This is a genomic window from Pararobbsia alpina (assembly GCF_902859895.1).
In the GTDB taxonomy this organism is placed as follows: Bacteria; Pseudomonadota; Gammaproteobacteria; order Burkholderiales; family Burkholderiaceae; genus Pararobbsia; species Pararobbsia alpina.
The window spans coordinates 161,736-173,861 of record NZ_CADIKM010000010.1 but is presented as its reverse complement, the minus strand read 5'-3'; the positions used below and the strand labels follow the sequence as shown (position 1 = coordinate 173,861).

At 63.7% G+C, this 12,126-nt stretch carries 11 protein-coding genes; 4 read left to right on the top strand and 7 right to left on the bottom strand.

The genetic code is table 11. From position 1 onward, the window contains the following. Together HV670_RS13480 and HV670_RS13475 are read right to left on the bottom strand one after the other, a co-directional pair. On the bottom strand, nt 1–695 hold a 695-nt coding region (locus HV670_RS13480), incomplete at its 3' end, for a filamentous hemagglutinin N-terminal domain-containing protein (protein WP_246257353.1). A 647-nt stretch (nt 696–1,342) separates the two neighbouring features. Then, a complete protein-coding gene (locus tag HV670_RS13475) occupies nt 1,343–3,688 on the bottom strand; it encodes a TonB-dependent receptor (protein WP_175105281.1) in 2,346 nt (781 codons plus the stop codon). Nucleotides 3,689–3,958: 270 nt separating this feature from the next. On the opposite strand from HV670_RS13475, the gene HV670_RS13470 reads away from it, so the two are divergent. The 4 genes from HV670_RS13470 to HV670_RS13455 all read left to right on the top strand — a co-directional run bounded on the left by HV670_RS13470 (nt 3,959) and on the right by HV670_RS13455 (nt 8,355). Beyond that, complete coding sequence (locus tag HV670_RS13470) at nt 3,959–4,354, top strand: surface-adhesin E family protein (protein ID WP_175105280.1); 396 nt, start codon at nt 3,959–3,961, stop codon at nt 4,352–4,354. A 353-nt stretch (nt 4,355–4,707) separates the two neighbouring features. Beyond that, nucleotides 4,708–6,753 (top strand): AI-2E family transporter, encoded by a 2,046-nt coding sequence (locus tag HV670_RS13465; RefSeq protein WP_175105279.1) that lies wholly within the window; start codon nt 4,708–4,710, stop codon nt 6,751–6,753. Between the two features lie 116 nt (nt 6,754–6,869). Next, the gene (map, locus tag HV670_RS13460) at nt 6,870–7,655 is read left to right on the top strand and encodes a type I methionyl aminopeptidase (protein ID WP_175105278.1); all 786 of its coding nucleotides are present in this window, start codon (nt 6,870–6,872) and stop codon (nt 7,653–7,655) included. A gap of 76 nt (nt 7,656–7,731) precedes the next feature. Beyond that, complete coding sequence (locus HV670_RS13455) at nt 7,732–8,355, top strand: DNA-3-methyladenine glycosylase I (RefSeq protein WP_175105277.1); 624 nt, start codon at nt 7,732–7,734, stop codon at nt 8,353–8,355. Between the two features lie 116 nt (nt 8,356–8,471). Here HV670_RS13455 and HV670_RS13450 read toward each other — a convergent pair whose 3' ends face one another. The 5 genes from HV670_RS13450 to HV670_RS13430 all read right to left on the bottom strand — a co-directional run bounded on the left by HV670_RS13450 (nt 8,472) and on the right by HV670_RS13430 (nt 12,104). Further along, nucleotides 8,472–8,714 carry a hypothetical protein gene (locus HV670_RS13450; RefSeq protein WP_175105276.1) on the bottom strand — a complete coding sequence of 81 codons (243 nt, stop codon included), beginning with the start codon at nt 8,712–8,714 and terminating at the stop codon, nt 8,472–8,474. Nucleotides 8,715–8,733: 19 nt separating this feature from the next. Then, nucleotides 8,734–9,927: an alpha/beta fold hydrolase gene (locus tag HV670_RS13445; protein WP_175105275.1), complete on the bottom strand. Its 1,194-nt coding sequence runs from the start codon at nt 9,925–9,927 to the stop codon at nt 8,734–8,736. Nucleotides 9,928–10,133: 206 nt separating this feature from the next. Beyond that, nucleotides 10,134–10,556: a hypothetical protein gene (locus HV670_RS13440; RefSeq protein ID WP_175105274.1), complete on the bottom strand. Its 423-nt coding sequence runs from the start codon at nt 10,554–10,556 to the stop codon at nt 10,134–10,136. 222 nt (nt 10,557–10,778) lie between these two features. Beyond that, a complete protein-coding gene (locus HV670_RS13435; protein ID WP_175105273.1) occupies nt 10,779–11,075 on the bottom strand; it encodes a DUF2917 domain-containing protein in 297 nt (98 codons plus the stop codon). 9 nt (nt 11,076–11,084) lie between these two features. Further along, complete coding sequence (locus HV670_RS13430; protein ID WP_175105272.1) at nt 11,085–12,104, bottom strand: GlxA family transcriptional regulator; 1,020 nt, start codon at nt 12,102–12,104, stop codon at nt 11,085–11,087. Nucleotides 12,105–12,126: the final 22 nt, after the last annotated feature.

Genomic DNA, 12,126 nt, shown 5'->3' with positions numbered 1-12,126 from the left:
TCGTAGCGAACGTGGTTGTGACCCGCGACGACATTGAGCGCCTTGTTCGCCCAAACCTGCCCATTGAGCGCTACGCTACGAGCGATCAGGTCGACCTGATCAATGCCGCTCACATTCAGCCCGTTCGATCCGATCTGGATCTGGCCTCCCGTCACGTGAAACGCATCGAGGCTGCCCGTTCCGCCGAAGACGGGGGTGCCGGCCGCCAACACGCCGCGATTCGTGTTGATGAAGCCGCAACCATTGCAAAAAATGCCCGCCGGATTCGCGATGATCACATCGGCGCGTTGACCCGCGACCTCGGTGTAACCGAGCAATTGACTCGGGCTGCCGCCGACGACCTGGTTGACGATGACCCGCGCGCCACTGCCGGCGAGAGACGGGTTCGCGCCGACCAGTCCGGCCTGTTGAGTTTGCACATGGCCGGTCGCATTGTTGAGAATCAGACCCTTGCTGCCGACGTTGTACTGCGTAAAGTTGTTGTTCGACACGCCCGCGCCGTTCGGCGTCGAAATCTGGACGAGCGGCGTGCCATTGGCCGTCACGCCGACGACCGGCTTGCTGTTTCCCGAAGGCGCCGCCACGACTTGCGCCTCGACCGCGACGGGCAGCAGGCCCAGCATGCAGAGCGCGGCGAACGCAACCGGGCGCAGGGCGAGCAGATCAATGCGCGACAACGCGGCGGCAGATGACAAACCAACGCTTCCCCGTGATGTCCCTGTTGCCCGGCCCGTCGCGGCATCATCGCTGACGCCAATCGTCAGCGTGCGTGCTCTCTGCCGCCGGCGACTGCCCCGATCGCACAGCGTGAAGCTCATAGTGGTCTCTCGTCTATTTTTAGTTATGCGATATTTTTAGTGGCGCGTACCTCAGCGTTATCGAAATGGCGCGCCGGGCAACGTTGACATCGACGGAACACAAAATCGAATCGTGCGAGCCACCCCGCCGGAGGGAGAAAGGCGGTCCGTACGACGACACCATCGTGTCCCACACATCGGGCAGTCACAAGCCCCGCTGACAGTCGTTGACGACTATCCCCATCAATCGATCTAATTGAAATACTCAAACATACATATACAAATTCGGATTCATCTGAAATCATCCAATAGCACACGCCGCCCACCGGATCAGGCGCCATCCCTGGGCCAGGCGGTGCTATGAATTGCCGCCACTCTCGGCGGCTACCTGAATCGCCGCAACGATTCTCCGCCCGGCGCTACCGTCATCTGACGAGGCTTCCTCGTCCCGCACGAAATCACCGGGATGCTTCGTATCCTTAATTCACGACAGTAGGATGTGGGTAAAGACTAGTCCTGATGGAGAAGGATTCTCGCGCACTTGTTCAGATAGCGAGCGAAGCTTCAACATAGAGCGTGCGGCCAGGGTAAGGGTGATAGACGAAGTAACGTGTATCGAAAAGGTTGTCGATACCGATGCCGACCTTGCTGTGTTTGTTCGGCCGGTACGTCAGCTTGACCTCCGCAACCGTGTAGTTGCTGGTGCCCCCGTACACATCGGGGTTGGTGTCGGTATTGGTCAGCGTGTTGTACTGCCGCCCCGAGAATCGAACGCCGAGTGTTCCCGCCCATCGCTCATTGACGCGATACGTCGTCGCCAGATTCGCGCGCCAGAGGGGGATGCGGTAGAAGTGTTTGCCGACTGTCTCGGGATTGCGCGAGTTCTCGAGTATTTTCGACTGGGTGAATGCGATGTTTGCAAGCAAGTCCAGCCCGCGGATACCGACGTCCTCCCCCTGATAGCTCGTTTCGATCCCGCGCGAACGGACCCTGTCGATGTTCTGCACGTTCGTGATGTTCGGGATCACGGTGATATCGGTCTGCCGGAACAGGGTATTGCGTACATCGTCCTGGAACAGCGACACGCGAAACAGTCCGTTCCAATGGGCCCACTCGGCCGTGAGTTCTTTCGACTGTGCCTCCTCCGCCTTGAGGTTGGGATTGTTGAAGACGATCGATGAGCCGTTGATCTGCCCCTGGAACAACTCGCCGACCGTCGGATACCGGTAGGCTTTGCCCACCGAGGCGCGCAATGTCAGGTCCTGGGTCGCGTCGAACGACAGCGATGCCTTTGGCGAGAAGTGCTGCGCGGCCGCCTCGGGGTAAGCGACCGTCGAATCGGCCACGCTGCGCGCACCGCCGTACGCGCGCCAGTCCTCGTAGCGCATGCCATAGACAAGCTGCCAGCGCGGCAGAAACCGCCACGCATCCTGGGCGAAGAGCGCCTGCGTCCGGGTACTCCCCTTGAATGCATTTGCGAGACTGGTGGGATCACCGTCGCTCCAGCTCCACGTCTTGTAGGTCCGGTCGTCGACGAAGTAGTTGTCGTAGTGATAGCCGAAGCTCAAGGTATGTGCGCCTGCGCCGAAGCCGGCGCGCCGCTCGGCGGGGGTGTAGGTCGCCTTGAGATCGAGTGTCTTCCAGCCGGTGCCGTCGCCAAACCTGATCTGACCGGGTTCCGAGCCTGAGCCGTTCTCCGGCATCCCTGACGCCGCGGTGCGCGCCACGCTCTGACTCACGTCAAAGTTCGAGGCGATGGCCTCGGCGTTCCATCCCGATTCGCGATGCGTGCGCAGTGACAGCCCGTACAGCCAGTTCTCGCTGTAGCCGCGGCTCGGCGCGAACGCGGCGGCGGGCACCGTGTAGTGCTGGCCATCGATGCTCAGCTCGCCGCTGTAGACGGGGTTCCCGTTCACGTCGCGCAGGGAGGTCGAGGTTTCGCTGTCATAGGTCTGGTGCCAGTAGCCGAGCGTGAAGCCGCCCGTGAGCGTCGGCGTGAAGTCATACTGCAGCTTGAGCTTCAACTGGTCCTGAAGGGTGCGTTCGATGCCCTCGCCGTTGATGCCGAGCACGGCGGTCGGTTTGTTGTTCTGATCGTTGTAGAAGTGCGCGCCGCTGACCACCGTATCGGTCGGCTTGGCCGGCGTCGTCGACTGCGCGAGCGTCGCGAAGGTGAGGGGCTGGCTCGTGTTCGACAGATGATGCGCGCCGACGAGAAACGAGAACTTGCCGATCCTGTCGCCGACCGATGCGCTCGCCTCGCCGCCGTTGTAGTGGCCGTCGACGCCGAACAGATCGAAATGCTGAGTGAAGCCCTTGATCTGCGCGTCGGTTTCGAAGCGCTCCGGCATGCGTGTCGTGATGTCAACCGTCGCGCCAATCGAGTTGCCGGGATAGAGCGCCGAGTACGGACCATAGATCACGTCGACACGCTCGATTTCGTTCGGAAATACCAATGACCAGCGTGGCGCGGTCGAGAATGTGTTATTGAGAAAGTTGCTGATCAGCAGACCGTCGGCATAGACGAGACCGCGCGCGCTTTGCGAGCTGCTGGTCCCCCGGACCGCGATGATCGAATTGAGGTCACCGGTGAAGCGCTTGCGCACGGCGAGGCCGGGCATGTATTTGAGCGTGTCTTCGGTACTGGCGACATTCCAGTTCTCGAACTGCGCGCGCGTGACGGATTCCACGGACGCGGGCAGATCGGGATCGAGAGGCGGGCGACCCGCGGCGGGTGCTTCGACGACTGTGACGGTCGGCAGCGTGTGCGATGAGTCACTGTCTTCGGCATTGGCCGATGCAGGCAAAAGGAAGAGCTGGGCGAGCGAGAGTGGCAAGAGCGAACGGTGAGCATGCGCGCGGGCGAAATACTTTCGTGTACGAAGTGTCATGATGGCCGAGGGTCGAACTTTTGACTCTAGCATCGGGACTCAGGCGCACATTCCTTGAGTCATGTCAGTCAGCAGCCCTTTGCCGTCGCGCGTCGTCCCCTATTTCGACCCGGAAGCTCACGCGAGGACAGGCTCGCCGTGGACGCGCGTGGGTGCCCGGCCATGCTGCGAGCGCGCTACCAAGCCGCACGCGTTGGAGCAATCCGGCGGGTGGCGCGGCGCTCGATCCTGCAGTCGGCTAGACTGGAGCCTCGTCTTTCGAGGATAGTCATGTACAAGAAGGTTCTTATCGCACTGGGCGCACTGCTACCCCTGGTCGCCGCGGCGCAGCCGCTTGAAGACTGGGTGCCGATCGCACAGAGCAGCTCCGAGACGTTGTTGATGAAGCGCAAGGCCGCCGACATCTTTCCGGACGGGACGCGGCACACCGTGGTGAAGACCGCGTTTAATACGCCACAGATGGTCAGTGGCATCGTGTTCACGACAACCCTCACGCGCATGATATTCGACTGTGCGCACCAGCAGGCCAAGGTCGTTCATACCGAATTTCTCAATTCCAGCGGAGACAGCGTCTACACCGACGACGCGCCGGACGCCACCTTCGATGCAATCCAGCCCGACACCGGGCCGGCGATTGCCGGACAAATCGTCTGCAAGAGCAAGTGACGCATGCGGGCCCCCCATGTGGGGCCTCGCCGATGTGGGAAGCGACCAAACCGCGACGGCACACCATCGAATCCGCTTTCAAGGCAGCGTTCACGCGGGGGATCTGTGCATCCTGCCGCCCGCGTAGTCACCGCCCAGCAGGATGTCGATTGCGCTAACGGATTGTTACCGCAAACACACGACTCAAACGAATGACGCTACGGAAGCGCGGGAGGTGTCCATTATTATGAGACGGACGCCAGTTTGCAGACCCGCGCCAGATCCGGGAATGCACCTTGCTTAAAACTAACGCCGGTCGGCCTGTGCCAGCGCCTTGCACCGTCGTTTCGCCGTAGCTCATTTGCGAGAATCCTATGAATGGCGTTCCCAAGCCGCGCCCGCCCGCCCAGGTCGCTCCCGCTGAAGCGCCCGGCATCCGGGTATTGACGACGCTGATCACCAGTGTCGTGATCGTCTGCGCCTTGTATTTCGGCCGCACGGTGCTGATTCCGATTACCCTCGCGATTCTGCTGAGCTTCCTGCTCGCGCCGCTGGCCGACTGGTTGCGCCTTCTGCGCATAGGCAGGATCACGTCGGTCATCGCGGCCGTGCTGGTCGCCTTGCTCGTGGTGCTCGCCGTCGGCGGCCTGATCGGCGTGCAGATTGCCCAACTCGCCTCGTCTCTGCCGCGTTATCAGGCGACCATCGAGGACAAGATCAACACAGTCCAGGAAAAAACGCTCGGCCGCGCCGACAACCTGCTGACGCGCGCTTCGCATGCGCTCAAGGAAAGCGGCCAGCACGTGCAGGACAATGCAGTGGCCCAGCCCGACAACCCCGATGCCGACGTGCGTCCGCTGCCGGTCGAGGTTCACGAGCCATCGGCCTCGCCGCTCGATCTCGCGCAGCGTTTCCTGTCGCCTGTCGTCAATCCGCTCGCGACCTCGGGCATCGTCCTCGTGGTCGCGATCTTCATCCTGCTCCAACGGGGCGATCTGCGCGACCGGATGATCCGGCTCGTCGGCTCGCGCGACCTGCACCGGACCACGACCGCGATGGACGAGGCCGCTCGCCGACTGAGCCGCTACTTCGTCGCACAGCTTTCGATGAACGCGGGCGTCGGTGCCGTGATCGCGATCGGGCTCGTGGTGATCGGTTTGCCGGGTGCGCTGCTGTTCGGGGTGCTCGCGGCCCTGCTGCGTTTCGTGCCCTATATCGGCTCATGGCTCGCGGCCGCGATGGCCATCCTGCTCGCGGGTGCGGTCCAGCCGAACTGGACCATGATGGTCTGGACGCTCGTCCTGTTCGGCTTCGTCGAGATTCTCGCCTCGCAGGTGATCGAGCCGGTGCTCTACGGCCATAGCTCGGGACTGTCGCCGTTCGCGGTGATCGTCGCGGCGATCTTCTGGAGCTGGATCTGGGGGCCTATCGGCCTGATCCTGTCGACCCCGCTCACGCTGTGCCTGGTGATTCTCGGCCGCCATGTCGACCGCCTGCAGTTCCTTGAGGTGCTGTTCGGCGATCGACCCGCGCTGACACCGGACGAGAACTTTTACCAGCGCATTCTCGCGGGCGATCCCGACGAGGCGCTGTCGCAGGCCGAGGTCCTGCTGCGCGACAATTCGCTGAGCGCCTACTACGACGAAGTCGCGATCAAGGGCCTGCGGCTTGCCTACAACGACATGGCACGCGGCGTCGTGACCGAATTGCAGCTCAAGCGCATCAAGCAGGCGACGCTCGACCTCGTCGAGGGGCTCGAGGATGTCGAGGACGCACCGTTGGCGCGCGTGCCGGCGACCGAAGGGCCCGAGGCGCTGCCGCACGATGTGCTCGCGGGCGGCGAGACCTTGGTCCCGACGGTCGACGGCACCGAAGCGGGCGGTCGCGTGCCGGTGCTCTGCATCTCCGGGCGCGGCGAGCTCGACGACCTGATCGCCGCGATCGCCGTACAACTGCTCGGCAAGCACGGGCTCGAAGTTCGACATGCGAAGTCCGAGTCCTTCGCGCGCGACGGGCGCGCGGTCGAGCAACTCGAACTGGCTCCGCTCGTTTGCATTATCTCGTTCGATGCCGAATATTTGCCGTTCTATCTGCGCTATCTGATTCGCCGCGTCCAGCAGCGCGTGCCGGGTGCGACCATCGTGTTCGGACTCGGGCGCGAATGGGTGCATGGGGCCACGCCGGGCGCGCCGTCCGTGGGAGATCTCGGCAACGCGAACCTGGTCGCGACCCTCCGCGATATGACCGAGGCCTGTGTGTTGGCGGCCGAGTCGCAGTTCGGCGCGCGACGCGTGCCGGTGTCGGACGACCAGCGCGCCCGGGATGCGGCCGACGACGAGGCGGCGGATCGTCGGGCCGAACGCGAACAGCATCTCGAGGATGGCGATCCGGCGGCTCGGGTGATCAACACGCCTGTGTGAAGCGCGCCTTACATTGCGCAAGCAAAGCGCCCCTGCTCCCGATAAAATGGCACCGTTGCCTGTGCGTCCCGTGTGCGGCGCGGTCTGCCTGATTTCTCTTCCTTGAGCTTGCCTGCATGGCCATTACCTATAAAACGCCCGACGACCTTGCCAAGCTTCGGATCTCGGGCCGTCTCGCCGCCGATGTGCTCGAGATGATCGGGTCGCACGTGCGGCCGGGCGTGAGCACCGAACAACTCGATGCAATCTGCCATGACTTCATCGTCGGGCGGCAGCGGTCGATTCCCGCCAATATCGGCTATCACGGTTTTCCGAAGACGATCTGCGCCTCGGTGAACCAGGTGGTCTGCCATGGCATTCCGAGCGCCGGCCAGAAACTCAAGGACGGTGACATCATCAATATCGACGTCGCCGTGATCAAGGATGGCTACTTCGGCGACACGAGCCGGATGTACTACGTCGGCACCCCGGGCAAGGACGCGAAGCGCCTCGTCGAGACCACCTACGAGGCGATGGTCGCGGGGATCCGGCAGGTCCGCCCGGGCGCGACGCTCGGCGATGTGGGCCATGCGATCCAGCGGGTCGCGCATCGCGAAGGCTATTCGATCGTGCGCGAGTACTGCGGGCACGGCATCGGCAAGGTCTATCACGAGGACCCGCAGGTGCTTCACTACGGCCAGCCCGGCACGGGCACGCGTCTCAAGCCGGGCATGGTCTTCACGATCGAGCCGATGGTCAATGCCGGCCGCGCGGCCACCCAGGTGCTCGACGACAACTGGACCGTCGTCACGCGGGACCGTTCGTGGTCCGCGCAATGGGAGCATATGGTCGTGGTGACCGATGACGGTTTCGAGTTGCTCACGCCGTGGCCCGAAGGCACGGGCCAGTACGCCGCACCCTGAGCGCACCGGCTCGCCCTGCGCGAGCTGCGTGCCCTTTGCACCTTTTGCTTCCATTGATTCATCGAACAAGGCAGACATGGTCACCTCGAAAGATACGGCGATAGTCGCGCGGTGCCACTGGTGCGGGGACATCCCCGAGTACCAGCACTATCACGACACCGAATGGGGGTATCCGGTCAGCGATGGCCGCCGTCTCTTCGAGAAGATCTGCCTGGAAGGTTTTCAGGCCGGACTGAGCTGGCTGACCATCCTGCGCAAGCGCGAGGCGTTCCGTGCCGCGTTTGCGAACTTCGATGCCGCCAAGGTGGCGCGTTTCGGCGAACGCGATGTCGAACGACTGCTCGGCGATGCGGGCATCATCCGCCATCGCGGCAAGATCGAGGCCGCGATCAACAATGCCCAGCGTCTGCTCGAACTGCTCGAGCAGGAAAACTCGCTGGCCGCCTTTCTGTGGAGGTTCGAGCCCGACCCGAAGACGCGCCCCCCCAAGCTCACGCGAGACGTGCTCGGCACGCTCGCCCTCACGCCGGAGTCCATCGCGCTGAGCAAGGAGCTCAAGCGGCGCGGCTGGAAATTCGTCGGCCCGACCACGATGTATGCGCTGATGCAGGCGATGGGTCTCGTGAACGACCACGAGGAAGGTTGTGCCTCACGCGCGCTCGCCCTGCGTGCACGCAAAGCGTTCAAGGTGCCGACGTAGGCCAGGTGGCGTGGAGAGTGCCAGTGCGGCATCGCGGGCATGACGCAAAGTATCCTTGATGGAACCCGCGGTGCGGTGCGGTGCCGGCCCCGGGCCACCATGCCGGGACACCCGTTTCAGCGCTCGCCGTCGAGCAGGTCATTGAGCAAGGCGTCGAAAGCCATCTGCGCGTCCTCGAGTTCCTGTAGCGCCGCGTCGAGCACCTGCAGCGCGAGCTTCGACGGTTGCCCGCTGCCCTCGGGCGGGAACTGTGACTGCAGCGACTTGAACGCGGTCTGCACCTTCTGCGTGGCAAGCACCACGCGTTCGATGGCCTGCGCTTCTTCGGCGCGCTTCTGGATTGCGTTCGCTTCGTTCATGGAAGTCCTCCCCTGGGGTTCAGGCCTGCAGGCCTTGTGTGCGGATGTCGGTGAGCAGGCGCCCCGCATCGCGCCTGAGTGTCGCCGCGATGCCGGGTTCAAAAGTCCAGTGTCCCGACGCGTTGACGATCGAAAGCCGGGCGCTCGTCCATGCATCGGCGAGTGCCTGTGCCTGGTCGGCCGGGCAGACCATGTCGAAGCGCCCGTGCACGATGTAGCAGGGCAGATGCGCGATCCGGTGGATGCCCATGAGCAGCGGGGCGGGCGGCAATTCGTTTGCCATATAGTGCCGCTCGAGCAAGGCCATCGAAATAGCCGAGGCCGGTACATTCGATGAACTCGGGGACGCCGTGTCCCCCGTCGTTACGTCCGATGCGACAGCGGATGTGCCGGCGATGGCCGGGTCGCTCGCTGCTCGCGGTGAAGACGGTGTTGCAGACGCCGAGGAAGGCGACGAAGGCGAAGATGCCGAAGATGCCGAAGATGCCGAAGATGCCGAAGATGCCGAAGATGCCGAAGGCCGTCCTTCCGACGTTCCCGAAGCCGGTGGTTCCGCGGGCATTGGCCCCACCGACGAGAGGCTGTGCTCATAGCGCGTCCATGCCTGTGCGAGGCGCTGGCCGTTCGTGTCGAAACGCGCGAGCGGGGCTTCGGTCAGGTCGAGCACCTCGCGAAGATTGGCCGGCCGTCGGCCCACGGCCTGTTCGATCGCATCGAGAAAGCGTTGGTGCGCATCGGGAAAGACGCGCCGGACATCCCAGAGAAACCAGTCGATATCCTGCTGTCGTGCGAGAAAGATCCCACGCAGCAAGAAGCCGAGACAGCGCTCCGGATACCGGATGCCGTAAGCGAGGCCGAGCGTGGTGCCCCACGAACCGCCAAACACCGCCCATCGGTCGATGCCGAGTGCGATGCGCAGTTTCTCGATGTCGTCGACCAGCTCAGCGAGTCCATTGTGGCGCAGTTCGCCGAACGGGGTCGACTTGCCGCAGCCGCGCTGGTCGAACATGACGACTTGCCATTTGGCCGGGTCGAAGAAGTCGGCCCAGCGCGGGTTCAGCGCGCCACCGGGCCCGCCGTGCAGGATCACGACCGTGGGGGCGGCCGGATTGCCATGACTGCGCCAATAGATCGAATGGCCGTCGCCGACCTCGAGCATGCCGTCCCTGAATGTCCTGCTTATTACGCCCTGATCGTGCTTCCCATCTTCCATGTCGATGCCTGTGGTCCGAAGCACCGGACCACGGCCCGCGCCTCGTGGCGCAATGGCAAGGTGGGTCCGGCAACGTCGTACCTTAGCATCCCGCGCGGGAGCGCGCAGGTTCTGAAGCTGTCTTGGGATGGTCTCGATGCATCGCTGACCCGGCCGTCGGGAGTCGCTCGTAGCGTCAGGCGGTAGGCCGGGGAAAAGCGAGGCGTTCAGCTCGACGAGCGTGGGCTCGGGCGGTGGGCGAGGTCCGCGGCGGCGCTCGAATCGCGCGTGCTCAATGGACCGATGATCGCCTCGGGGAGCTTCGAGATCAGGGTATGGAAGGCGAAGTCGATATCGTCGTGCGCGAGGTTGAACTCGACGCAGATCTTGCGTTCGCCGACATCGATGTCGGCGATATAGGCGCCAAGTCCGCAGTGCAGCAGATCGTGAAGCTGATCGTGAACCGTGTCGTGCGTGAGCACTGGCAGGGTGACGTCGAGCCGCACGCGCTGCGCCTGAACGAGCTGGACTGGGCGGGAGATCGATCGTGGTGGATGCACGGTCGAGGAAGCGGCCCCCTGGCGGGGGAGAAACAAGGGGCGTCCAGCGGCGATCGCGGACGTCACGCTACTTGAGAGCATCTTGCTCATTTGTTTTTGATTCCCATCTACGTCAAAAGACTTGAACTTGGAGCGGACCATCCGACGGGGGATCCGTGGTTGTGTTCCGCGTCTGACGTAAAGGTAGGTCAGCCGAGGTAGCGAAGCGGGCAATTTTTCGGTGGCCGGTATAAAGCCACCGTAAAAATCGTTTATACAGCCCGTATTTTATCGCTTTCATGACACGCCGCATGCTGTTCCAGCGGCGCGCCGTCAGCCACGCAGCAAGCGCGGCACACGTGCCGCCGCCGGCGTCCTGGCCCGCGCGATCGCCTTCGCGTCGACCGTGCTGAACACCCGGAAGCGCAAGGGCCCGCGCCAGCCGCTGATCCATGCAAGGGTGCCCGCCGGCAGTTCGACCGACTCAGACGTCATCAGCCAGATGTCTTCCGAGCCGCGTTCGAAGGTCAGCCACATCTGTCCTTCGAGTACCTCGATGCCTTGCGATTGCCCGACGCGCCAGCCTACTGCATCGTGCTCTTCGAGTTCGAATGTCCGTACTTCACGCATGATGCCTCCTCATACCATCGCGGCACGCGATGGCGCGCCACGATGATGGAAACGCGCCCGGAAATCCTGAGGCGCCACTTTCAGATGACGCTGGAACGACAGCCGCATCGTTTCAAGCGAATTGAAACCGCACCGGCGCGCGACGATCGCGAGCGGCACCTCGCCGTCGGTCAGCAGACGCCGCGCGGCGTCCATGCGCAGGGCCTGCGCGTATTTGCCCGGCGGCATGCCGAGCGCCGCGGCAAAACGCCGCGCGAAGTTGCGCGGGCTCATCGATACACGTGTCGCGAGGGCGTCGATCGAGAGGTCGTCGGACAGATGGTCGGCCATCCATCGCGTGAGCTCGGCAAATCGGTCGGGATCGACCGCGCTCGCATCGGCCGCCATCTGCGCGCTGAACTGCGACTGGCCGCCGGGCCGGCGCAGGAACACCACGAGTTCGCGGGCGACTTCGAGCGCGATCGGCCGGCCGAGATCGCGCTCGACCAGGGCGAGCGCGAGGTCGATCCCCGCCGTCACGCCGGCCGAGGTGAAGTATTTGCCGTCGCTGATGAAGATCGCGTCGGCATCGACTTCGATCGCGTTGAAGCGCCGCGCGAGCGTGTCGCAATATTTCCAGTGGGTCGTCACACGGTGCCGGTCGAGCCGGCCGGTCGCCGCGAGCACGAACGCGCCCGTGCAGATCGACACGACCCGCTTGGCGCGATCGACGAGCTTGCCGATCGTCTCGATCGATGCGGCGTCGTCGGCGGCCATCCGCGCGCCTCGGCCGCCGCAGACCACGAGGGTGTCGGCAACGAGGTTTTCGTCGAAGAAAGAGACCTTGGCGTTGAGTTCCACGCCTGACGCTGTGGGGATGAGCCCCACCCGTGGACCCGCGAAAACGATCTCATAGGCCGGCGGCCGGCCGCTCTCTTCGCAAGCGGTGTTGGCCTCGGCGAACACGTCCATCGGACCCGTGATGTCGAGCATCTGCGCACCGTCAAAAGCGATCAGCACGATCTTGTGGGGCAAGTGGGACGAGGGCATGGTTTCTCCCGAGCTAGGGATG